This window comes from Alcanivorax sp. DSM 26293, assembly GCF_900107995.1.
Lineage (GTDB): Bacteria > Pseudomonadota > Gammaproteobacteria > Pseudomonadales > Alcanivoracaceae > Alcanivorax.
This window is the reverse complement of record NZ_FNUM01000006.1, coordinates 86,561-110,008: the sequence shown is the minus strand read 5'-3', so window position 1 is coordinate 110,008 and position 23,448 is coordinate 86,561. Positions and strand designations below refer to the sequence as shown.

At 60.5% G+C, this 23,448-nt stretch carries 15 protein-coding genes; 14 read left to right on the top strand and 1 reads right to left on the bottom strand.

The features are described from left to right. Positions 1 to 16: 16 nt before the first annotated feature. Positions 17 to 562: an oligoribonuclease gene (gene orn, locus C4S63_RS11845; protein ID WP_063509950.1), complete on the top strand. Its 546-nt coding sequence runs from the start codon at positions 17 to 19 to the stop codon at positions 560 to 562. Positions 563 to 772: 210 nt separating this feature from the next. On the opposite strand, the gene queG is transcribed toward orn, so the two are convergent. Continuing rightward, positions 773 to 1,828: a tRNA epoxyqueuosine(34) reductase QueG gene (gene queG / locus C4S63_RS11840; RefSeq protein ID WP_103917673.1), complete on the bottom strand. Its 1,056-nt coding sequence runs from the start codon at positions 1,826 to 1,828 to the stop codon at positions 773 to 775. Between the two features lie 45 nt (positions 1,829 to 1,873). Here queG and C4S63_RS11835 point away from each other — a divergent pair, with 45 nt between their 5' ends. The 13 genes from C4S63_RS11835 (at position 1,874) to C4S63_RS11775 (ending at position 23,435) form a co-directional block, all read left to right on the top strand. Next, entirely contained in the window at positions 1,874 to 3,385 is a 1,512-nt protein-coding gene (locus C4S63_RS11835; RefSeq protein WP_103917672.1) for an NAD(P)H-hydrate dehydratase, read from the top strand. An 11-nt stretch (positions 3,386 to 3,396) separates the two neighbouring features. Beyond that, complete coding sequence (gene tsaE, locus C4S63_RS11830) at positions 3,397 to 3,831, top strand: tRNA (adenosine(37)-N6)-threonylcarbamoyltransferase complex ATPase subunit type 1 TsaE (RefSeq protein ID WP_103917671.1); 435 nt, start codon at positions 3,397 to 3,399, stop codon at positions 3,829 to 3,831. Then, positions 3,818 to 5,170, top strand: a complete 1,353-nt coding sequence (locus tag C4S63_RS11825; RefSeq protein WP_103917670.1) for an N-acetylmuramoyl-L-alanine amidase — start codon at positions 3,818 to 3,820, stop codon at positions 5,168 to 5,170. Before tsaE ends, C4S63_RS11825 begins: the two co-directional genes overlap by 14 nt. 179 nt (positions 5,171 to 5,349) lie before the next feature. Next, entirely contained in the window at positions 5,350 to 7,176 is a 1,827-nt protein-coding gene (gene mutL / locus C4S63_RS11820; protein WP_103917669.1) for a DNA mismatch repair endonuclease MutL, read from the top strand. Then, positions 7,177 to 8,199 (top strand): tRNA (adenosine(37)-N6)-dimethylallyltransferase MiaA, encoded by a 1,023-nt coding sequence (gene miaA / locus C4S63_RS11815; RefSeq protein ID WP_103917668.1) that lies wholly within the window; start codon positions 7,177 to 7,179, stop codon positions 8,197 to 8,199. 253 nt (positions 8,200 to 8,452) lie between these two features. Further along, on the top strand, positions 8,453 to 8,743 hold the full coding sequence (gene hfq, locus C4S63_RS11810) for an RNA chaperone Hfq (protein WP_062815740.1): 291 nt from the start codon (positions 8,453 to 8,455) through the stop codon (positions 8,741 to 8,743). A 153-nt stretch (positions 8,744 to 8,896) separates the two neighbouring features. Continuing rightward, positions 8,897 to 10,270 (top strand): ribosome rescue GTPase HflX, encoded by a 1,374-nt coding sequence (gene hflX / locus C4S63_RS11805; protein WP_062815741.1) that lies wholly within the window; start codon positions 8,897 to 8,899, stop codon positions 10,268 to 10,270. 38 nt (positions 10,271 to 10,308) lie between these two features. After that, positions 10,309 to 11,478, top strand: a complete 1,170-nt coding sequence (hflK, locus tag C4S63_RS11800) for an FtsH protease activity modulator HflK (protein ID WP_062815742.1) — start codon at positions 10,309 to 10,311, stop codon at positions 11,476 to 11,478. Then, complete coding sequence (hflC, locus tag C4S63_RS11795) at positions 11,478 to 12,542, top strand: protease modulator HflC (RefSeq protein ID WP_062815743.1); 1,065 nt, start codon at positions 11,478 to 11,480, stop codon at positions 12,540 to 12,542. Before hflK ends, hflC begins: the two co-directional genes overlap by 1 nt. Before the next feature lie 317 nt (positions 12,543 to 12,859). Beyond that, positions 12,860 to 13,330 carry a hypothetical protein gene (locus C4S63_RS11790; RefSeq protein ID WP_231874166.1) on the top strand — a complete coding sequence of 157 codons (471 nt, stop codon included), beginning with the start codon at positions 12,860 to 12,862 and terminating at the stop codon, positions 13,328 to 13,330. Positions 13,331 to 13,494: 164 nt separating this feature from the next. After that, the gene (locus C4S63_RS11785) at positions 13,495 to 16,470 is read left to right on the top strand and encodes a DUF11 domain-containing protein (protein ID WP_103917667.1); all 2,976 of its coding nucleotides are present in this window, start codon (positions 13,495 to 13,497) and stop codon (positions 16,468 to 16,470) included. 108 nt (positions 16,471 to 16,578) lie between these two features. Further along, positions 16,579 to 22,854, top strand: coding sequence for a hypothetical protein (locus C4S63_RS11780; protein WP_235000002.1), 6,276 nt, complete (start codon positions 16,579 to 16,581; stop codon positions 22,852 to 22,854). Continuing rightward, positions 22,851 to 23,435, top strand: a complete 585-nt coding sequence (locus C4S63_RS11775; protein WP_103917666.1) for an OmpA family protein — start codon at positions 22,851 to 22,853, stop codon at positions 23,433 to 23,435. Before C4S63_RS11780 ends, C4S63_RS11775 begins: the two co-directional genes overlap by 4 nt. Positions 23,436 to 23,448 lie beyond the last annotated feature (13 nt).

Genomic DNA, 23,448 nt, shown 5'->3' with positions numbered 1-23,448 from the left:
ATGATACGGAATCCCCATGACTGACAAGCGCAACAATCTGATCTGGATTGATCTGGAAATGACCGGCCTGAGCCCGGAGCAAGACCGCATCATCGAAATTGCCACCATTGTCACCGATGCCCAGCTGAACCCGCTGGCGGAAGGGCCGGTGCTGGCGGTGCATCAGAGCGACGACCTGCTGGACGGGATGGATGAGTGGAATACCGAACACCACAACAACTCCGGTCTGGTGGCGCGGGTAAAGGAAAGCCGCATCAGCGAGATGCAGGCACAGGCCCAGACCCTGGATTTCCTCAAAGAGTATGTGGAAGCCGGGATGTCACCCATGTGCGGTAACAGTATCTGCCAGGACCGGCGTTTTCTGGCCAACTACATGCCCGAGCTGGAAGCCTTCTTTCACTATCGCAATCTGGATGTGTCGACCCTGAAAGAACTGGCGCGACGCTGGAAACCGGAAATTCTGGACGGCTTTAAAAAGGAAAATAAGCATCTGGCGCTGGACGACATCCGTGAATCCATCGCCGAGCTGCAGTACTACCGTGAGCACTTTATTGATTGCTGATGTTTGCACGCGATACGCAACACGGGGCATGCAAAATCTTCGCCGTAGGAGCATCGCTGGCGGCGCGATAAAACACCAGGATCAAAAGTCCTTTCACCACAGAGCACACAGAGGCACAGAGAAAACCCTGTCTTTTCCTCGGTGAGGTCTTTGACCTCTGGGGTAAATCTGCTTTTCCGGGGTTGGGTGATCGCGCCGCGAGCGACGCTCCTACGGTTGGGGTGGGATGTGTTGTTCCAGCGCCCACTGCACATGCTCCTGCACCGTCTCATCCGGGTAATCCTGCCGTGCCTTGAGGGCGTCGATGACGTGATCTGATCCCGGTGCATTGCCCAGCGCCACGGCGATATTCCGCAGCCATTTGGTGTATCCGGCCCGGCGAATGGCGCTGCCGGCGGTGCGCTCCAGAAATTCTTCCTCGCTCCAGGAAAACAGGGTCACCAGATCGCTGTCGTCCAGCCCGTGACGGGGATGAAAATCCCCTTCCCCGGTATGCTGGGCGAAGCGGTTCCACGGGCACATGAGCTGGCAGTCGTCGCAACCGAAAATGCGGTTGCCGATTCCTTCGCGCAGGTCTTCAGGGATGCTGCCTTCATGCTCGATGGTCAGGTAGGAAATACAGCGCCGGGCATCCAGTTCATAGGGGGCGACAATAGCGTCCGTGGGGCAGACGGTGATGCAGGCCCGACACTTGCCACAATGGTCTTCGCCGGGCAGGTCCACCGGCAGCGGAATATCCGTATAGATTTCGCCAAGAAAGAACCAGCTTCCCGCCTCGCGATTCAGCACCAGAGTGTGCTTGCCCTGCCAGCCCAGCCCCGCTTTGGCGGCCAGGGGTTTCTCCATCACCGGAGCGCTGTCCACAAAGGCGCGGGCCAGCTGGCTGTCGGCCACCTCCTGGCGAATGCGGGCGGCCAGGGTGGCCAGGCGCTTGCGAATCAGCTTGTGATAGTCGCGGCCCAGGGCGTAGCGGGATACGTAGGCCTTGTCTTTTTGCTGCAGGATTTTTACCGGTTGGGTATCCGGCGGCAGATAATCCATCCGTGCGGAAATCACCCGCAGTGTGCCGGGCTCCAGTGCCTCCGGGCGGTAACGTTTGTTGCCGTGGGCGGCCATCCAGTTCATCTGGCCCTGGTAGCCTTTTTCCAGCCAGGCTTTCAGGTCGCTTTCCGCAGCATGCAGATCCGTGTCGGCAATGCCGATTTGCTGGAAGCCGAGCTCCCGGCCCCAGAGCTGGATCTTTTCTTTCAGTGCCTGCAGGTCCATGGTTTGAAGGGATATAATGCCGGGAAATGAGGAGCAAAGCGTAACATGACGACACTGCCGAAGGCTCTCTATACCGCAGCCCAGACCCGCGAACTGGACCGGCTGGCGATTGCTGCCGGTACCCCGGGGGCTGAACTGATGGCCCGAGCCGGGCAGGCGGCTTTCGATACGTTGTGTGAGCGTTGGCCGGAAGCCCGACGTATCGCGGTGCTGTGTGGCGGTGGCAATAACGGGGGTGACGGTTATGTGGTGGCGCGGTTGGCCCATGCCGCCGGGCTGGCGCCACAGATACATTTCACCACGCCGCGGGACACGCTCAAGGGGGATGCCCTGACCATGGCCGACCGTTGCCGGGATGCCGGCATTCCCATGACCCCGCTGACCCTGGACAGCCTGCCGGAGGGAGTGGATGTACTGGTGGACGGGTTGTTGGGCACCGGGCTGAGCGGTGCGCTGCGCGATGAAATGGCGGCCTTGCTGACCGCACTGAATGCCTTGCCGGTACCGCGAATGGCGCTGGATATTCCCTCTGGCCTGGGGGCCGACACCGGCGTGCCGCTGGGGGCGGTGCTGGCGGCGGATCTGACCTGTACCTTTATCGGCCTCAAGCGCGGCCTGCTCACCGGTGAGGGCCCGGTGTACAGCGGCGAATTGTACTTTTTTGATCTGCAGGTTGATCGGGAGGTGTATTCCCGGGTGCCTGCGAATTGCCGGGTGCCGGAGCCCGCGGACCTGGCTGCCTTGCTGCCGCCGAGACGGGCCGATGGCCACAAGGGTCATTATGGCCATGTGCTGGTTATCGGCGGCGACCATGGCTTTGCCGGCGCCCCGGTAATGAGTGCCCAGGCCGCTGCCCGCTGCGGGGCCGGCAAGGTGAGCCTGATTACCCGCCCGGAGCATGTGGCAGTGGCGCTGATACGGCAACCGGAGATCATGGTTCGCGGCATAGAAAACGCCAGCGAGGCGCAGCCCCTGCTTGAAGCGGCCACGGTGATTGCCATTGGGCCGGGCCTGGGCCGCAGTGACTGGGGGCAGGCGCTACTCGCTCTGGCCCTGGAAAGTGGTAAACCGCTGGTGGTGGATGCGGATGCCCTGTCCCTGATGGCCGCTGATGATCGTATCGGCCAGGGGGATTGGGTGCTGACGCCCCACCCGGGAGAGGCCGGTCGCCTGCTTGGGGTGTCCGCAGCGGAGATTCAACGGGATCGCTTTGCCGCCCTGGAGAGTCTGGCGGCCCGCTATGGCGGCACGGTATTACTGAAAGGCCTTGGTACTGTCATTCAGGGAGAGGACCACCAGGGCCAGCAGGGACGCGCCCTGATTCGTGAGGGCAATCCGGGAATGGCCTCCGGAGGCATGGGCGATGTGCTCACCGGCGTGATCGCCGCCTTACGTGGCCAGGGTCTGACAAGCTATGATGCGGCGCGGCTGGGAGCCATGATTCACGCCCGCGCCGCCGATGCCTGCGCTGCCCGGCGAGGCCCCAGAGGGATGCTGGCTACGGACCTGTTGCCGTATTTGCGAACCGAGTTGAATGAAACCTGTCTGGCTGAATGACGAGAGCGTCGATGACTGTTGAGCATGTGGACCTGCCCGATGAAGCGGCCACTCTGGCACTGGGTGCCAGTCTGGCAAAGCGTCTTGCTGCAGGTGGCTGCGTCTATCTGCAGGGGGACCTGGGTGCCGGCAAGACGACCCTGGTGCGGGGAATGCTGCGTGGCCTGGGGCATGAGGGTGCAGTAAAAAGCCCCACTTATACGATTGTGGAACCCTACGAGCTTGGCGGCGTCAATATCTATCACTTCGACCTGTATCGTCTGGCTGATCCGGAAGAGCTGGAAATGATCGGTGTGCGTGATTATTTCTCCCCCGACAGCCTGTGCTTGCTGGAGTGGCCGGAGCGGGGCGCCGGGGTGGTGCCTTCGCCGGATTTGACCATTACACTGGCCGTTGACGGCCATGGAAGAAAGGCGACCCTGGATTGGGCCTATGATGCATCGTGACAATAACAACAAACTGACGGCACTGTTCGTCCTTCTGGTCAGTGGCTTCTGGATGAGCCTGGCATTTGCCGAAACCAGCATCGATTCCGTGCGTCTGCACCGGGCGCCGGATCACACCCGTATCGTTTTCGATCTGCCCGCGCCGGTGCATCACAAACTCGACAAGCTGGCTAACCCGGATCGCATCGTGCTGGATCTGCTGGATGCCAGCCTGGGGTTCGACGTCAACACCCTGGACTACGCCAGCAGCCCCATCGCCAACATTCGTGTGGGCAAGCACAGTGACAAGACCCGTGTGGTCTTTGACATGAAAGACGGTGTGCGTACCCGCACCAACCTGCTCAAGCCCATTGAGCCCCATGGCTGGCGTCTGGTGGTGGACCTGTTTGACAGCGAACTGCAGAGCCCTGCCAAGACCAGCCCGGAACCGGAAAAGAAAAAGGAGGCACCCAGCGAGCCCCGTTTGATGGTGGTGGCTATTGATGCCGGCCATGGTGGCGAAGATCCCGGAGCCCGTGGTCCCAGCGGCGTTTATGAGAAAACCCTGGTGCTGCAGATTGCCAGGAAGGTGGAGAAGCGGGTCAATGATCAGGCTGGCATGCGGGCGGTGATGGTGCGTGACGGTGATTACTATGTGCCCCTCGCCGAGCGTCGCCGCATCGCCCGGGAAGATCATGGTGCGGATGTATTTATTTCCATCCACGCGGATGCCTTTACGGATGCCCGCGCCAACGGTGCTTCCGTGTTCGCTCTTTCCAGCAGCGGCGCCACCAGTGCCCGGGCACGCTATCTTGCCAAGATTGCCAACGAATCCGACCGGGTGGCCGGGGTCTACGAGGAAGAGAAAGACGACAGTTCCTTGCTCAGCGTATTGGCGGATCTGCGCATGAACGGCTCCATGGCCGGCAGCCTTTATCTGGGGCGGCAAGTGCTTTTGGAAATGGGCAAGGTGACCAAGTTACATGGCAACCGTGACCGGGTAGAGCAAGCCGGTTTTGCGGTGCTCAAGGAGCCGGAGATGGTATCGATCCTGGTGGAGACCGGTTTCATTTCCAATCCGACAGAAGAGCGAAATCTGCGCTCTTCCGCTCACCAGGATAAACTGGCCCGCTCCATCGTTAACGGGGTAGATGCCTATTTCCGTAACCATCCCGCACCGCATAGCTGGTATGCGGCCCAGCGGCGTGAACATGGTGAGCAATACCGCATTCAGCCCGGTGATACACTGTCGGAAATTGCCCGTCAGTACAGTGTGTCCGAACAGGCGATCCGCAATGCCAATGCCTTGAGTGGCGATCGCATTGTGGTCGGGCAGGTGCTGAAAATTCCCGGTTCGTGAATGGCCAGAAGTGCAGCGTTGTGTGGGGGCAATATTGGACACAGGTTGCGAGTAACGCGTTGCGAAAAGCAAAACCGGTTTTGACTTTCGCTCCTCGTCACTCGTTTCTCGCCACTGGCCTGTCAGATCGCTTCTGCATAACCCGTATCGTTACCTGAACCCCATCAACAGAGACGCCCGTGACAAAGATTCAACTGCTTGATTCCCGCCTTGCCAACCAGATCGCCGCCGGTGAGGTGGTGGAACGCCCGGCCTCGGTATTGAAAGAGTTGCTGGAAAATGCCCTGGATGCCGGGTCGGAATCCATCAGCGTGGATGTGGAACAGGGCGGCGTAAAGCTGGTGCGGGTGCGCGATAATGGCAGCGGTATTGATCGTGATGATCTGCCTTTGGCCCTGTCACGCCATGCCACCAGCAAGATTCGCGGGCTGGATGATCTGGAAGCCATCGGCACCCTGGGGTTTCGTGGTGAGGCGCTGGCTGCGATCAGTTCGGTATCCCGGCTGACCCTGGCCAGCAATGTGGAAGGTGAAGCGGAAGGCTGGCAGGTGCAGGTGGAAGGGCGCGATATGGCGCCGACCGTGACGCCCGCCGGGCACCCCCGTGGTACCACCGTGACCATGCGTGATCTGTTCTTCAATACCCCGGCTCGACGGCGGTTTCTGCGCACCGAAAAGACAGAGTTCAACCACCTGGAAGAGGTGTTCCGCCGCATTGCCCTGAGCGAGTTCAATACCGCCTTCCGTCTTACCCACAATCAGAAGGTGATTCATCAGTTACCCGCGGGTCTGGATGACACCCTGCGCGCCGCGCGGGTGGCGAAGCTGTGCGGCAAGGGGTTCATGGAGCAGGCCATACCGGTGGATGTGGAACGTGACGGCATCCGCCTGCACGGCTGGATGGGGCTGCCCACGTTCTCCCGTTCCCAGGCAGACCTGCAGTATTTCTACGTGAATGGCCGGGTGATTCGCGACAAGGTGGTCAGCCATGCGGTCCGTCAGGCCTATGCGGATGTGCTCTATCATGGGCGTCATCCCGCCTATGTGTTGTTTCTGGAGCTGGACCCGGCCCAGGTGGATGTGAACGTGCATCCCACCAAACACGAAGTGCGCTTCCGTGAGCAGCGCATGGTTCACGGCTTCCTATACAGCTCTTTGCATCGTGCCATTGCGGAGGTGCGCCCGGGGCAGTCGCCAGCGGCCACGGTGGTGGACGAGGGGGAGGCGGCGATGCCGGCCATGGAGCCCAGCCAGGCCAGCATGTCCCTGTCGGCCCCGGCGGGGCGTCCCTCCTATGCACCACCGACGGGAAAGGATTTCGGCTACGGTCAGGGCCTGCGGCAGGCGGATGCCTACGGCGCCCTGGTGCGGCCCCAGGTGGCGGAAAATCCGGTGATGCCGCCGGCATCCGACCAGGAAACCGTGCCGCCACTGGGGTATGCGGTGGCGCAGTTGCATGGCATCTTCATTCTCGCCGAGAACCAGCAGGGGCTGGTGGTGGTGGATATGCACGCCGCCCACGAGCGTATTACCTACGAACGGCTGAAACAGAGCTGGTCCGAGGATAAGGTCCGCAGCCAGCCGCTGCTGGTGCCGGTGTCGCTGGCGGTGTCTTCCCGGGAGGCGGATTTTGCCGAGCAGCAGCCGGAGGTGTTTTCCCGGCTGGGGTTTATGGTGGATCGTGCCGGGCCGGAGACCCTGGTGGTGCGTGAAGTGCCTGCCATGCTGCGAGACAGTGACAGCGAGGCGATGGTCCGGGATGTGCTTTCCGACCTGCTGGCCCAGGGTAGCAGTGAGCGGATCGAACAAAAGCTGGATGAGTTGCTCTCCACCATGGCCTGCCACGGCAGTGTGCGCGCCAATCGTCGCCTGACCCTCCCGGAAATGAACGCCCTGCTGCGGGACATGGAAGCCACCGAGCGTTCCGGCCAGTGTAACCATGGCCGTCCCACCTGGACCCAGATGAGCCTGAAGGATCTGGACCGCTTGTTCATGCGGGGACAGTAAATGGCGCCTGAAAGCCCGGTATCGTCCGCTGAGAGCCAGGCCGATCAGAGGTTGCCGGTGCTGCTGCTGATGGGGCCCACCTGTTCCGGCAAGACCGCGTTGGCCATTGAGGCGGCACAAACCCTGCCCATCGAAATCATCAATGTGGATTCCGCGCTGGTCTATCGGGGCCTGGACATCGGAGCGGCCCGGCCCAGCGACGAGGAGCTGGCGGCGGCGCCGCACCGGCTGATGGGGTTCCGTGAGCTGGATGCGCCTTACTCGGCGGCGGATTTCCGCGCCGATGCCCTGCGGGAAATCGAAGCGATTCATGCCAGGGGCAGACTGCCCCTACTGGTGGGCGGCACCATTCTGTATTTCAAGGCACTGGTGGAGGGGCTGGCGCCCCTGCCCGAGGCGGATCCGGTGGTGCGCGCCGAGATTGCTGACCTGGCCGAGGCGCAAGGCTGGGCGGCAGTGCACGGGGCCCTGGCGCAAGTGGACCCGGTCAGTGCCGAGCGGCTCAAGCCCACGGACCGTCAGCGTTTGCAACGGGCACTGGAAGTGTATCGGGTCACCGGTCGGCCCCTCTCTGCCTTCCACGAAGAGCATCATACAACTGTCACACAGAACCGGGATGGTTTGAGTGAGTTCAGCGCCTTGCCCTGGCCGGTGTACAGTGCGGCCCTGTTACCCCCGGACCGTGCCTGGCTGCATGACATGATCGCGCAGCGTTTCCTGCAGATGCTGGAACAGGGTCTGGTGGAGGAAGTGCAGGCCCTGCGTCAGCGGCCCGGAGTGCACCGGGATCTGCCAGCCATGAAAGCGGTGGGCTACCGGCAGGTGTGGGACTACCTGGATGGCCAGCATGATTACGACACTATGGTAGAGAAGGGGATTGTGGCCACCCGGCAACTGGCCAAGCGACAGTTCACCTGGCTGCGAAAATGGCCCTATCTGGACAGCGTGGACAGTAACGATCCGTCACAACGACAGCGGCTAATTGAGCGGCTTGCGAAGATCTGTAAATCTGTGTTTAGTTAGCCCTGTTTCTGGACTTTTTGGTTTATAATGTCCCGGACACGGATTTTAGGCCATTTTGCGGTGATTTGAGACACACGGCGCAGAATGTGTTGGGTCGGGACCTGGAACCAATTTGCTGGGTTGTTGACAAAAATTTGCCCGATAGCGCATCGGGTGAAGGCAGTGACCGCATGGGACGGTTTCACTGTGTTACAGCGCTGATTGCCCGAAGTGTTGGGCACTACTTTTTACTGTTATTTCAAGGAGACTTGCCATGTCAAAGGGGCACTCGCTACAAGACCCTTTTCTCAACGCGCTTCGTAAAGAGCGTATTCCGGTTTCTATCTTTCTGGTGAATGGAATAAAGCTGCAGGGGCAGATTGAGTCTTTTGACCAATATGTCGTGCTGCTGAAAAATGCAGTCAGCCAGATGGTATACAAACATGCGATTTCCACCGTCGTGCCTGCTCGCAACCCTCGCGGTGGCGGCAACCCGGCGATGACCTCCACCGGTGCCGGTGCCCCGGGCGCGCCTGTTGCCGATGAGGGTTTCGGCAACCAGTAATCGTTGCCGCAGGCCCAGTAAAGAGCCACCTTCGGGTGGCTCTTTGCGTTCAGGCCTCTATCGGTGCCTGATCGATACTTTTCCCGCCGGTTTCCCTGTCTTCTTGCTCTGACTGGTTTAAACTGGCGGTCTCATCCCCCATGTCAGTTCTTTATGGACCTATTTGATCGCACAGAGCAAACCCGAACCGGCGCCGGTGAACGTGCCGTTCTGGTGCATTTGGACCTTCCTGACGCCATGGGGCGCGAAGACCTGGATGAGTTCTACCATCTGGTTACCTCCAGCGGCGTGGAGCCGGCGGCGGAGCTCACCGGCAAGCGCGATCGACCCGATCCGGCCCTGTTCATCGGCACCGGCAAGAGCGACGAGCTGGCCGCATTGGTCAGCGAGATCAAAGCGGATGTGGTGCTGTTCAATCATGCCTTGAGTCCTGCCCAGGAGCGCAACCTGGAACGGGTAGTCAAATGCCGGGTGCTGGATCGCACCGGCCTGATCCTGGATATCTTTGCCCAGCGCGCTCGTACCCATGAAGGCCGGCTGCAGGTAGAGCTCGCCCAGTTACGCCACTTGTCGTCCCGGCTGGTGAGAGGCTGGACTCACCTGGAGCGGCAGAAGGGGGGCATTGGTCTGCGCGGCCCCGGGGAAACCCAGCTGGAAACCGACCGACGGCTGCTGCGCGATCGTATCCGTGCCATTGAATCGCGCCTGGAGAAGGTCCGTAAACAGCGGGCCCAGGGACGGCGGGCCCGGCAGCGCTCCGAGACGCCACTGATTTCCCTGGTGGGCTACACGAACGCCGGTAAATCGACCCTCTTCAATGCCATCACCACCGGTGATGTCTATGTGGCCGACCAACTGTTCGCCACTCTGGATCCGACCTTGCGCAAGGTGAAGGTGCCGGGTGTGGGTCCCGCCATTCTGGCGGACACGGTGGGCTTTATCCGTCACTTGCCCCACCGTTTGGTGCAGGCGTTTCGCGCCACGCTGGAAGAAACCGTTAACGCCACCTTGCTGTTGCATGTGACAGATTGCAGTGCCGAGGAGCGCGACAGCAACGTGGCGGCGGTGAATGAGGTATTGGAAGAAATCGGCGGCGATAAACTGCCCGTGCTGCATGTCTACAACAAGGTGGATAACCTGGGGCATCCGCCGAAGATCGACCGGGATGAGCATGGGCTCCCCTGGCGTGTATGGATTTCCGCCCAGACTGGCGACGGCTTTGATCTGCTGTTCCAGGCCATTGCAGAGCGATTGGCCGCAGGCTGGGTGGACTGTTGGGTGCGTCTCCCCGCAACCGCAGGGCGTTTGCGCGCCCGCCTGCATGAAGCCGGCGAAGTGCTGGAGGAGCAGGCGGCCCTGGATGGCAGCATGCTGCTGCGCATCAATGTGAACCGGGTGCATTTTGAACGTCTGTTGCGTGAGCAGGGACTAACAGAAGATGAGCTGGTGGTGCCGGCCCCTGCGGTTGCAGGGGAGGATGCCCCTTCCTACAATTCACAACGCTCGCACGATGCGAGCCATCAATAATCCGGTGGGCCCAGGGCCCGGACCGATTGGAGACCTACATGGCGTGGAATGAACCCGGCGGCAACAAGCCGAAGGACCCTTGGGGTGGAGGCGGTGACCAGGGACCGCCGGATCTGGATGAAGCCCTGAAAAACCTGAAAGACAAGATCAACAGTGTATTCGGCGGCAAGGGCGGCAAGCCCGGTGGTGGCGCCGGCAGTGGCGGTGGGTCTCCCTGGCCGATGCTGATTATCGCTGCCGTGATCGCTGCCGTAGTGTATGGCCTGGTCGGCTTTTTCCAGGTGGATCAACGGGAGCGGGCCGTGGTGCTGCGTTTCGGTGAATACAATCGCACCGTGGATCCGGGTCTGCGCTGGCGCGCTCCGATCATCGAGCAGTACCAGAAAGTGGACGTGGAGCAGAATCGCCGCTTCGAAATTACCGAAGCCATGCTGACCCGTGATACCAACATCGTCAGCGTGACCTTGCAGGTGCAGTACCAGGTGCTGGATCCGATCCCGTTCCTGCTGAAAGTCGCCCGACCGGAAACCATCCTGGAACACGCGACCAGTTCCGCCCTGCGTCATGTGGTGGGCTCCTCCACCATGGATGATGTGCTCAAGGATAACCGGGAGGCGATCCGGGTACGGGTCCGCGAGCGTCTGGATGAATACCTGAACCGTTATGACACGGGCCTGGTACTTAAACAGGTGGTGCTGGATCGCACCCAGGCACCGGATGAGGTGCGTGATGCCTTTGATGATGTGTCCCGGGCCAAGGAAGACGAAGACCGTTTCAAGAAAGAAGCTGAAGCCTACCGTAACGCGGTGATCCCCCAGGCTCGGGGTGAAGCCAAGCGCCTGGAGGAGGAAGCGGAAGCTTACCGGAACCGTCTTATCGACAGCGCCGAGGGTGATGCGGAGCGATTTACCGACCTGTTGACGGAATACCGCAAGGCCCCGGATGTGACCCGCGAGCGTCTCTATCTGGAAACCATGACCGGTGTTTACAGTGCTACCAGCAAGGTGCTGGTGGATGTGGAGAAAGGCAACAGCCTGATCTACCTGCCACTGGAGCAGCTGGTCAAGGGCCGCAATGCCAAGACCCAGGTGCTGGAGCAGAGCGGCGCCAGCCAGAGCACTGGCTCATCCGCAGGCGCGGATGATGGCGGCAGTGGTCGCGAGGCTTCTCGCAGCCTCTACAGCACACCAAATCGGGAGTTGCGCTAATGAATAATCGTGGATGGTTGGCGCTGCTGGCTTTCGGGGTTCTGGCCCTGCTGGCGCTGGATTCCTTCTTTATTGTGAACCAGGCCGAAAAAGCGGTGCTCAAACAGTTCAGTCGGATCGACAAGGCTGATGTGGAGCCGGGCATTTACTTCAAATGGCCGTTGGTGGAAGAAGTGGTCCGGGTAGATGGTCGTGCCCTGGTGTATGACGTGCCCACCCAGTCTTTCCTGACCGCCGAGAAAAAGCTGCTCAACGTGGATGCCTTCGTGGTATGGCGGGTCAACAACGTGCAACGCTATATCGTCAGTGTGGGGGGCGGTTCTTCCAATGCCCAGGTCATGGAAGGGCGTGCCCGCCAGCTCCTGGACCCGCGTGTGAATGAGGCCCTGCGGAACGAGTTTGCCTCGCGGACGGTATTCCAGGTGGTTGCCGGTGAAAGCAATGTGGAAAAGCTTGAAGGCGATAAGGCGGTGCTGCGGGATCCGGTGACCGGTGAAATGACCGAGGTACCCCGCGACCAGCTGGATGAGTCCATCATTCGTGAGGCGGAAGGTGAAAGCGGTGCCGATAAGCCGGCCGGCGACAACCTGAAAATGGCCAACGACCAACGTGAAGCCCTGATGGATCAGGTTCGTGAGAAAGTGAACGAATCCACCCTGGAAGATCTGGGTATCGAAGTGGTGGATATTCGCGTGAAGCAAGTGGACTGGCCGGACCAGGTTCGTGGCCGGGTGTTTGATCGCATGCGCGCAGAGCGTCAGCGTGATGCGGCGGCGCATCGGTCCCAGGGCCGGGAAGAGGCAGAGAAAATCCGTGCCGGCGCGGATCGCCAGCGCAGCGAGATTCTGGCCGAGGCCTACCGCAAAGCCCAGGCCATCCGTGGTGAGGGGGATGCCAAGGCCGCGGCGACCTACGCCAAGGCCTATAACCAGGATAAGGAATTCTTCCGGTTCTACCGCAGCCTCCAGGCCTACAAGGAGAGCTTCAAGGACAAGGAAGATGTGCTGATCCTGGAGCCGGACGGCGAGTTTTTCCGCTATCTGAAAGGTTCTCAGGGGCAGTAAGCACTTAAAAAGCCTGAAAAAAACCCGCTTCGGCGGGTTTTTTTTGGGCTCTACGATGTTGTGATTGCTGGCGATCTCATTGTTTTTACTTAGGTTTTTCCTGAATTGCGCTCAAAATGTAAATTCCCTACCTTGTTTTTTACAATCTTCACATGAAAACAACACAAAAAACGTGCAAAATTCGACCTGAGTCACAGTTTTGACGTGATGTAACAAGCCGAAAAACAATTTTCGCGTACCGAATCCGGCAGGATGCCTTGTTAACTGGTGTTGGGACCAGAAAAGAAAAGCCTGCCAAGATCATAGGGGATCGCCAGATGAACCGCTTTATTCTTGGGGCTTTGCTGTGCTGGGCAACCACCTTGTGGGCGGATGGCCCACTGACCAGCCAAATGGAAACCTACCTGGTGGCTGAAAAGGATGGCCAGGAAGTAATGACCGTCACTGAGGAAGCGTCTCCCGGTGATGTGATCGAATACCGACTGATCTATACCAACCAGTCGGAACAACCGCTTTCCGGCCTGGAAATCACCGGGCCGATTCCCGCCAATACCGCTTACCTCGCCAACTCGGCCGACACCGATGTGGAGGCAGTATTTACTGTCAGCATCGATGATGGCAGCAGTTTTGAGGCGGAGCCGGTTACGCGCTCAATCACTGGCCCTGATGGCCAGACACAGAACGTCATTGTTCCTCCGAGTGACTACACCCAGCTGCGCTGGGTTCCGCAAAGCGGAATCCAGCCAGGCCAGGTACTGGAATACCGGTACCGGGTAAAGGTGCAGTAACCGGAGGAACATGATCAGGGCCCACCCTGGCCCGGGAAGTCTTGTGCGAGCGACTTGTATGTCGCACTGGGGGAGTGGCTCACACCGCGTGTGGAGGGTCGCTCTGGCAAGGCTTTCAGATCAGAAGTAGTCCGAAACTCAAACTCCAATTAAAGGAAACAGCCATGAAACTCGCCTTTCAAAGGGGCCTGTTGTCTGCGCGTGTGTCCGCCTCGGTCATGGGGTTGGGGTTGGTGCTTGCCGCCGGGCAAACACTGGCTCTGACACCTGCCGGGACCGACATTAACAACCGGGCGACGGTGACCTATGAGGACGCCAACGGCAACAGCTATTCGGCCCAGTCCAATGAATCCACGGTAACCGTTGCGGAAGTGTATGCGGCGACCCTGGAAAACGATGGCAGCAAATCCGGTGCGCCCGGTGAGACTGTCTACTTCACTCACACCCTGACCAATACCGGTAATGCTGCCGACAGCTTCAGTGTTGACGGCCTGGCCGGTCTGGACGCTGCTACCGGTGCATCGACCTACACGGTGTATCTGGATGCCAACGGTAACGGTGTGCCGGATGCCGGTGAGTCTGCGGTTACCAGCGTCAACCTGAATGCAGGACAACAGGCTGAACTGATTGTTGCGGTACCCGTGCCAGCCGGCGCCAGTGCCGGCGACACGATCGAGTCTACCCTGCTGGTGGAGTCCAACGGTGGCGGTGCAGGTACCGTTGAGGATATTGGTGCCAACGGCGATGCCGGCACTTACGATGCCGACGGAGACAGCACCCCGGACGGTAACGACACCAACAACAATGTGGTGACGGTAACCACCGACGCGGTACTGCAGCTCAGCAAAACCGCAGTGCCCAACTTCACCGACAACACCATCACCTACACCCTGGAAGTGAAGAACAACGGTGGCCGGGCGGCGGAAGATGTGGACATCTTCGACCCGATCCCTGCCAATGCTACCTTCGCGGAAATTGTTTCCGTGAACGGTCTGCTCGCCTCCAGTGGTGACCAGTGGCTGGATAACACGGGTGCGTTGCAGTCCCTGCCCCACTCCTATGCCGGTGTGGCAGATCTGGCAGATGTGACTGAGCCTGCGGGTGTGGACCTGGACGGTAACGGCACTACCGGTGAAACCCTGAAAGGTATCAACTTCCGTGATGCCATCATGGGCGTGAACACCACCGTGACCGTGGTCTATAAGGTCGACTTCGATGGCACCCTGGCCTCCGGTACCCAGATCCGCAACACCTTTGCGGCAGAAGGGGATCTGGATGGCGACGGCAATCCGGATGACCCGTCCACATCCAACACCACCACCACCACTATCCAGCAGACCTATGCCGTGGACGCAACCGATACCGGCGATGGGGCCGATGCGGATGCGACGCTGAACGACGTTGCGCTGCAGGATGAAGCCAACTCCGGCGCTGTGGTGGCGTTTGCCAACATCGTTGCCAACAACGGTAACGGCAGTGATGTCTTTGACCTGAGCATCAATAACAATGCCGGTGCGACTTACGGCGGCGCGGGCACAGTCCCGGCGGGTGCCCAGGCTTTCCCGGCAGGCACGCTGTTCACCTTCTGGAACGCGACCAACAATACCCAGCTGACCGACACCAACGGTAATGGTGTGCCGGATACTGGCACCATTGCGGCGGGTGCGGATCGTCGCATCACCGTGCGTGCCCAGCTGCCTGCTGGTGTCAGCGGCACGGGGCCCTTTGTGGCGACCATGGTTGCCACCTCCTTCGGCGACAACAGCGTCAGTGATGACAAGCTGGAAGTGCTGAGTGAAATCGTAGCCCCGGCAGTGGATTTGGCTAACAGCTTTACTGCCGATCTGACGGATGCCGGTATCGACGCGGATGCGTTCAATGCGGCGGCGCCGACCACGACCACGCCAGTTGCTGTCGGTGGTGTTGCCACCTTCCCGCTGTTCGTGGCCAACAATTCCGGTAATGCCCAATCCTTTACCCTGGGTGCGGATCTGCCCGCGGGCTGGTCGGTGACCTTCCGTGAGGTGGGTGTGGACACCAACGGTGACGGCACGGCAGATAACACCAGCAATGCGGGCAACGTGGTGACCGCCACGCCGAGCCTGCCTGCCGGTGCGGTGTACCAGTACGAAGCCCTGGTCCAGGTCTCCAGCCAGGTGGCTCAGGCCCTGTCCAACTTCGAAGGCACTGTCGCCAGCTCCGGTCTGGATGATGTGGACGGCAACGGTGACAGCGACGGGGACTACCCGATTCGCTTTACGGTGGTGTCTACCTCTGATGGCACCATTACCGACCAGAAGCTGGATGCGGTGGATGTGATCGCCAACCGCAATGTCACCGTTTCCCCGGATGGCGCCAACCAGGTGCAGCCCGGTGGTAATGTGGATTACACCCATGTGATCGCCAATGGTGGTAACACTACCGAAGCCGTGGAAATCACCGGAGTGAACTCCCTGGCCGGTAATGGCTGGAGCAACAATACCCAGTTGTTCATCGACACCACCAGTGACGGTACCCCGGATTCCTGGGTGCAGCTGGCGAACCTGCCGACGGCAACGGATGTGGCCGTTCGTACCCCCAATGGCAACACCATCCTGGTGGATATCGACAATGGCGGAGCCAACCCGCTGGTGACCCTGCAACCCGGTGAGCGCCTGGATGTGCGCGTTACCGTGTTTGCACCGTCCAATGCGCCTGCCGGCACGGTAGACACCTACACCCTGACCGCCAGCAACGCCAATGTGTCTGACTCCGCCACCGACACCACTGAAGTGGTGGTCGGCCAGGTGCGTCTGGACAAGCAGGCGGCGATTGATACGGCCTGTGATTGTGCGGGGGGTACCTGGCCCGCTATCGATGACGCCGGTTTCGCGGCGGTGCAATCCAATCCGGTTGCACCTGGCGAGTGTGTGGTGTGGCAGCTGACCGCCACCAACGAAGGGGCGACCCCTGCCAATGAGGTGGTGATCACCGATGAGCAAACCGAGTTTACCTCCAATTTGGTGGCGAACGAGGCGGTTATTGCCTCTGGTGGTACCGCGCCTGCGGATACCTCGGGTTTGCCGGTGGTGGAATGGGCAATCGGTACTCTGGTGCCGGGTAACAGTGCCACCGCCCAGTTCTGTGTCGAAGTGAACTAACGCTCCCCCAGGCATTGCCCTCCCCTTCGGGGGAGGGCTTTTCCAGGGCCGGTGCGCCGGGTCTGGAAAAGCCCCTGAGGCATAAAAACAACGGGTACAGAACGCTCAATGAAACTGCTTGCCGCCATTCGCATTGCTGTTATCAGCATGCTGGTCATGACCAGCGTGCTGCTGCATGCTGCCACGGCGCCGGGCACCGCGTTGTTGAATCAGGCGGAAATGCGTTATTTCGATCCGCTGGAAGGGCGGGTTGTGGTCGTGCGTTCCAATATTTCCCGGGTCATGGTGGCGGAAAGCCCCGCGTTTGAACTGGATCAAGACAAGACCCGGGCCGCGTCGCCGGGGCAGTCCATCAGCATCGACCATACCCTGACCAATACCGGTAATGTGACTGACGGTTATTCCCTGTCGCTGACCAATCTGGGCGGCGATGCGGGTGACCTGCAGGGGCTGACGATTTATCTGGACAGCAATGGCAATGGTGTTGCCGACCCGGGCGAGCCGGCGGTGACGGAATTGCCCTCGGTGCTTCCCGGGGTGACAGTCAATCTGGTCATCAGCGGCACGGTTCCCGCCTCGCTGGTCAGTGGTGATGAGATTCGTTTGTCCCTGGACGCCCAGTCCCAGCTGAACGGGACCCTCACGGATGCGGTGCTGGACCGGGTGGTGATTGCTGATGGTGCCTCCCTGGTGCTGAGCAAATCCTCGAGCCTGAGTTGTGACGTGCCGCAGCAGGAAGGGGCCATCATCGACTACCAGGTTTCGGTCACCAACGTGGGCAACAGCGCCCCCGTGGAGCGCACCTTGCAAGTGGGGGGGCAAGCGGAGCAGGGCGTTCTGGTGGAAGATGCCTTGCCAGGCAACGTGACCTTGCTGGCGGCCTCGATGGCGGATATTGCCCCCTTGCAGGCGTTGCCTGTGGTGCATCTTGCTGGCGACTCGGCGGATGTCTGGCAGCGTTACGCTGACTGGACCGGCAATGGAACGGTGGATCGGGTCGGTCTGCTCATCCCTGCCGACCAGATTCGGAATAACCAGACCGGCGGGTTCTCCTTTGAGGTGTTGATCAACAGTGGCCTGACCCAGGGCACTTTGCTGTTCAACCGGGCCAGCGTGGACCTGGACGGTGATGGGCTGGCTGACGTGGAAAGTAACCGCGTCTGCCACCGGGTGGCGGCGACCTTGTCTCCGGGCATTACTTTCCAGCGGCCCTCCAATGCGGTTTTCCAGCAGAACCGGGCGCCGGAGCATGGCAATGACAATGATTTTGTCGATGCGGCCATCTATCCCCTGTTGCCCGAGGCGAGTCAGCGTATCCTTCTGGACGGCGTCTACCTGCGGGTGACGGCATCCCAGTTGAATCAGGTGCTGGCGGACCGGGATTTTGTGCAGACCACCCCCGGCGGTGAGCGGTTGTTGCAGGTGTCACTGAACTCCCGTCTCACCGGCGACTCCCTGGTGATGGCGGTGCGGGAAACCGGCGTGAATACCGGGGTTTTCCGCAGTGTATACCCGTTCTCCCTTAATGAATCCCGGTCCGGGGCCGGTGGGCTGTGCCCGGCAACGGCCAACGAGAACAGTCTGGCCCAGTACTCCGGCAGCACCACGCTCAATGAGGTGCTGGGCCTGGGCTGTGTGCTGCAAACCGGCGCCGAGGATCGGATCACGGCCACCTTCTCGGTGCCCACCTTTGGTCCGGATGGCAGCGTGGTGAATGTCCAGACCGTCACGGCTCTGGCCGCTGTGGACCCGGCGGGCACCGTGTATGACTCCAGTAACGGCCGCCCCTTGCCGGATGCGGTGGTGACCCTGTACCAGTCCCGTCAGCCCTTGGCGGATACCGGGCTGGCCAGTTGTGCGGCCTTGCCGGAAAGCGGCTACGAGCGTGCCTTGCATCCCTTTACCGGGGACGTGCTGCCAACGGAAAACACCAACGCGACGGCGGCGGATAATACCCAGCAACCGGGCCGTTACCAGTTTCCTCTGGCGACCCCCGGTCATTGTTATTATCTGGATGTGGTTCCCCCGGAGGGATATTCCTTCCCCTCTGCGGTATCCCCCGCAGCGGCCAAAGTCTTTTTCAGCAATATCTCGCAAAGCTCCTATGGGTTGGGGGGCTATGATCCGGATGTGGCCCCGGTGGGTCGGGCAGCGGCGCGCATGGCTGCTGTGAACAACCCGGGTGCCTTCCTGCTGGGCCTGGCCGATGTGTTTGTGGATATTCCCCTGGACCCCTCCACGGCAACCACCGCAGGCGTGCTGGTGCTGGACAAGCAGGTCGAAGCGGAGCGAGCGGCGGTGGGTGATGTCCTGGCTTACCGGATTGACCTGACCAGCAATCATGACGCGGAGCTATTCGCTGCCCGTATCGTGGACCGGCTGCCTTACGGGTTCCGGTATATCGAGGACAGTGCCTGGCTGGAGATCAACGATCAGCGTATCGAGATTCCGGATCCCACCAACAATGGCGGTAACCAGTTGACCTTTGTGATCCAGCAGCAGACCGCCAGCGGTCCGCAGCCTTTGCCGTTGCAGCCGGGCAGTACCGTCACGCTGCATTACGGTCTGCGTCTTTCCGCCGGTGCGGTGGACAGTGATGGCATCAACCGGGCTACCGCCCAGGCAAATACTGCTTCCGGATTCACCTATTTCTCCAACCAGGGTGAAGCGAAAGTCCAGGTGCGTAATGAAGGCGTGCTGTCTGACCGGGCCATGGTGTTCGGCAAGATCTACGTGGACAACGACTGTAACAACCTGCAGAACGACGGCGAATATCCGGTGGGCGGCGTGAAGCTGTACCTGTCCGATGGCTCCTGGGTCATTACCGATGAGAATGGCCAGTACAGCCTTTATGGGCTGCGCCCGGGGCTGCACACCATCAAGGTGGACCCGCTGACGCTGCCGGAAGGGCTGAAACTCAAGCCCATCGATAATCGTCATGCGGCGGATCCGCAAAGCCGTTTTCTGGATCTGCGCCCCGGGGAGTATCACCGGGCGGATTTTGCCGCCATGTGCCCCACGGCGGACCAGCGTGATGCCATCGTGGAAAACCTGAAGGCCCGTAATGCGTCCCTGTCCGGTGACTGGATGCTGGATGAAGCCGCCCGCTTCGATCCCCTGCGCCAGAACAACGTGAACAACCGCCTGCGTCAGGCGGATGGCAGCGGGGATCTGGGGAGCGGTGTGTACACCCAGACCGGTGATGCCAACCTGACCGAGGTCTGGGAACAGGTGAGCCGCAGCCAGCCGGCGGCCCGGCCAGAGTTGACCCAGGCACCTGCCGAGGAAGCGCAAATGGGGGCCACCAAGGACATGGCGGCCAATGTAACCCGCGAGCAGGCCGTGGCCGGTACCTGGCTGTGGCCACGGGATGGCATCAGTCGTGATGGCCGTCTGCAGGTGGTGGTGCGCGGCGGGGTAGAACCGCATCTCTATGTAAACGACAAGAAAGTGCCACGCAGCCAGTTGGGTGAGCAGGTGCTCAACCGTCGCGAGAAAGCCCAGGTACTGAGCTGGTACGGGGTTTCCCTGGAAGAAGGTGACAACCAGGTGGAAGTCCGGGCCATGGATCCTTTCGGCAATGAGCGAGTGCTGGCGAGCACCGAGATCCTGCGTCCGGAAGCACCGCGCAGCCTGACGCTGGAACCGCAAGAGCCCACCCTGGCAGCCGATGGTGGCCGCTCCACTTTGGCTATCCGGGTACGGATGCAGGATGCCCGGGGCAATCCGGCCCGGGGAACCTATTTCGTCACCCTGGAAAACGACAAGGGCGATTGGCTGGAAGAGGATCTGCAACCGGAGAATCCCGGCCATCAGGTGCGGGTCAGCGATGGCGAGGGTCTGGTCCATCTGCGCAGTACCGAATACACCGGTCCGATCCGCCTGCGGGCTCTGGTGGAAGACTTTGTCGCCACCGCCCGGGTGGAACAGGTTGCCCCGTTGCGTCCGCTGGTGGCCACCGGCTATGTGCAACTGCGTCAGGGCTTTGGCGGCAATGTGCGTGATAACGGCAATGCGCCCACCGAGATTGGTGACTCCCTGCCCGAGGAAGGGCTGGATGCCAATGGTGCGGTGTTCCTGAAAGGGGCAGTCCGGGGCGGTGCCCATCTGACCCTGGCCTACGATACGGATAATGACCTGGATGACGATGAAGAAATTCGTCGTGATCTGAACCCGTCGGATTCCTACCCGATTGCGGGCGACGCCTCGGTGCGGGGTTATGACGCGCGCAGTCGTAGCAAGCTGTACGCCAAGCTGGAAAAAGATCGTAGCAGCCTGTTGTGGGGGGATTACCTGACCGACCCCAATTACGATTTTCAGGACCTGGGACGTGTGCAGCGCACCCTTACCGGCCTCAATGCCATTTACGAAAATGATCGGGCCCGTTTCCAGGTGTTCGGCGCGCGGCCGGAATACGAACAGGTCAGCGAGGAAATTCCCGGTAACGGCACGGCGCTGTTGTTCACCCTGGCCAATCGCCCGGCACGGGACAGCGAAACCCTGGAACTGATAGTCCGGGACCGGGATAACCCGGGCCTGGTGATCTCGACTCAGCCGTTGACACGCTATGTGGATTACTCGGTGAATTACTTCACCGGGGATATCCGCTTCCACGACGTGATTCCCTCCGTGGACGAAAACCTGAACCCGGTCTTTATCCGCGCCAGCTACAACGTGGAAGCGTCGGATGCCGAGGAGTACAACGTGCTGGGCGCCCGCTTCCGCTATCAACTCAATGACAAGTTGACGGTCAGTGCCAGCCGCACCCGGGACGAACATGACAGCGAAGGTTTTGATCTGACCAGTGTGGCGGCGGAGTACGCGCTGACTGAACAAAACAGTATTTATGCCTCCTCGGCCACCATGGAAAACAACGATGACGGTATGGAAGGGGGGGCGTTCAGCCTGGGCAGCCAGTGGCGCTGGCAGAATGGTTCCAGTACCGATTTGCGCTGGGCCCGTGCCGAGGAAGGTTTCCGTAATCCGGCGGCAGGGATTGCCGAATCCCGTGAGGAAATGCGCCTGGATCATGAGCAGGTATTGTCACGCAGCCTGTCTGCTCAGGTGGAAGCCGTGCATTCCCAGTCCCTGGAGAATGACGATGCGCAGAGTAGCCTGGGTGTGATCGGCAAGAAGCAGATCGGTGCCACCCAGTTGCGTGCCGGTGCGCGTGGTATCGAGCAGCAGGATGACGAAGGCAGTGATCGCTTTGCCACCTGGATTCTCGGCGCCAGTCAGGGCACCAGTGTGTTTGGCAAGCCGCTGACGGTAGGGTCGGAGTACGAGCAGGCCTTCAATGACCGCGACCGCCGCCGTATTGCCGCTGATGCGGATCTGGGTATCACTGACAAGACCAGCCTGTATGGCCGCTATGAGCTGATCAACAGCCTCAGCGGCGTGAACCTGCTGAACAACGATGTGGAAACCCGGCAATTTACCTTCGGTGTTCGCTCCGCCCTGAGCCGCAGCACGGATGTGTTTTCGGAATACCGTCTGCGGGGTGCCCAGGATGGTCGTGATGTGGCTGCCGCCAACGGTGTTCGCTCCCATTTCGAGATTGAACCGGGCCTCACATTCAGCCCCTCGGCGGAATGGATCGAAACGCTGGAAGGTAGCACCAGCCAGGACTCCACGGCCCTGTCCCTGGCGGCGGAAGACAAGCGCAATCCCAATCGCCGTACTCTGGGTCGGGTGGAAACCCGCTTTGGTGACGAGCGCACCTATTACGGTCTGAGTGCCGCCAATATCTGGCGGGTAAACCTGGACTGGTCTGCGGTGGTCCGTGATGACCTGCGTCTGCAGTATTTCGATGGCCAGCCCAAACAGGGGGACAATATCGTCACCCTGGGCATGGCACGTCGCCCGCGTCTGGATAACCGCCACCACATGCTGTTCATGTACAAGTGGAAAACCCAGTGGGGTGGGGACGCGGCCAGTGATCGCAGGGTTCACATTCTTTCCAATCACCACAACTTCCAGCCCCATGACGACTGGATTTTCTCCGGTCGTATCGGTGCCAAGTGGCAGCAGACCGAATTGGGCAATCTGGATGTGGAGACCGATGCCTACGTGGCGGATGGTCGCATTATCTGGGACATCTCCCGCCGCTTTGATCTGGATCTGCATGGCGGGGCGCTGACCACTGAAGGTGTCAGCGAGCGACGCTACAGCTATGGTGTGGGAGTCAACGCGCTGGTTCGCCGCAATCTGCGCATGGGCGTGGGCTATAACTTCTCCGGTTTCCGTGACGACGACCTGGACCCGGAAGGCTACAACGTGGAAGGCCTCTACATCGGCCTGGAATACAAGTTTGATGAAGATGATCTGGGCTGGCTGGGCAGCAAAGCTGCGGGTCAGCGCAGTTATATGGGAGACGCGCAATGAACCGTTTTGTGATGGCCGCAGCACTGTTGCTGGGAGGCATACTGTCCGGTTGCGTCAGCACGGAAGCGCTCTACGCGGAATACGATGAGGTCTGCCCGGTAAAGGCCAGCGTCACCGATACCGGTATGGTGATGGTGACGGGACTGGCTTCCCAGTCGCAGGGACAGCTGTGGGAGCCGGCAGTGTATTTTGGTTTTGACCAGCATGGGCTGGGCGAAGAAGAAAGCCAACGCCTGGACCGGAATCTGGCCATTCTCAAACAGTACCCGACGCTACAGGTAAGCGTTCAGGCATTCACGGATCAGCGCGGTGGCAAACAATACAACCGGGTATTGGCAGAGAAACGGATGCAGCGGGTCAATGATTATCTGCAAGCCAACGGTCTGGATGCTTCACGAATAAAATCTGCCCCCCTGGGTAAGGAGCTTCCCATTCTGCCAAGTGATAGTGAGCAGGATCGTATCGTCAACCGCCGTGTGGAATTGATGCCACTGGATGCCCAGGGGCGTCCGCTGGTATTGCGGGTGGACTTTGACCGAAGTGGCGGCGACAGCTTCCAGGCCCCCGAGCCGGTGAGGTAACGGGATGATGCTG

Bases quoted from the DNA above. Each gene is read 5' to 3' on its own strand.
- orn (WP_063509950.1), top strand. From the start codon at position 17: ATGACTGACAAGCGCAACAATCTGATCTGGATTGATCTGGAAATGACC.
- queG (WP_103917673.1), bottom strand. From the start codon at position 1,828: ATGGACCTGCAGGCACTGAAAGAAAAGATCCAGCTCTGGGGCCGGGAG.
- C4S63_RS11835 (WP_103917672.1), top strand. From the start codon at position 1,874: ATGACGACACTGCCGAAGGCTCTCTATACCGCAGCCCAGACCCGCGAA.
- tsaE (WP_103917671.1), top strand. From the start codon at position 3,397: ATGACTGTTGAGCATGTGGACCTGCCCGATGAAGCGGCCACTCTGGCA.
- C4S63_RS11825 (WP_103917670.1), top strand. From the start codon at position 3,818: ATGATGCATCGTGACAATAACAACAAACTGACGGCACTGTTCGTCCTT.
- miaA (WP_103917668.1), top strand. From the start codon at position 7,177: ATGGCGCCTGAAAGCCCGGTATCGTCCGCTGAGAGCCAGGCCGATCAG.
- hfq (WP_062815740.1), top strand. From the start codon at position 8,453: ATGTCAAAGGGGCACTCGCTACAAGACCCTTTTCTCAACGCGCTTCGT.
- hflX (WP_062815741.1), top strand. From the start codon at position 8,897: ATGGACCTATTTGATCGCACAGAGCAAACCCGAACCGGCGCCGGTGAA.
- hflK (WP_062815742.1), top strand. From the start codon at position 10,309: ATGGCGTGGAATGAACCCGGCGGCAACAAGCCGAAGGACCCTTGGGGT.
- hflC (WP_062815743.1), top strand. From the start codon at position 11,478: ATGAATAATCGTGGATGGTTGGCGCTGCTGGCTTTCGGGGTTCTGGCC.
- C4S63_RS11790 (WP_231874166.1), top strand. From the start codon at position 12,860: ATGAACCGCTTTATTCTTGGGGCTTTGCTGTGCTGGGCAACCACCTTG.
- C4S63_RS11785 (WP_103917667.1), top strand. From the start codon at position 13,495: ATGAAACTCGCCTTTCAAAGGGGCCTGTTGTCTGCGCGTGTGTCCGCC.
- C4S63_RS11780 (WP_235000002.1), top strand. From the start codon at position 16,579: ATGAAACTGCTTGCCGCCATTCGCATTGCTGTTATCAGCATGCTGGTC.
- C4S63_RS11775 (WP_103917666.1), top strand. From the start codon at position 22,851: ATGAACCGTTTTGTGATGGCCGCAGCACTGTTGCTGGGAGGCATACTG.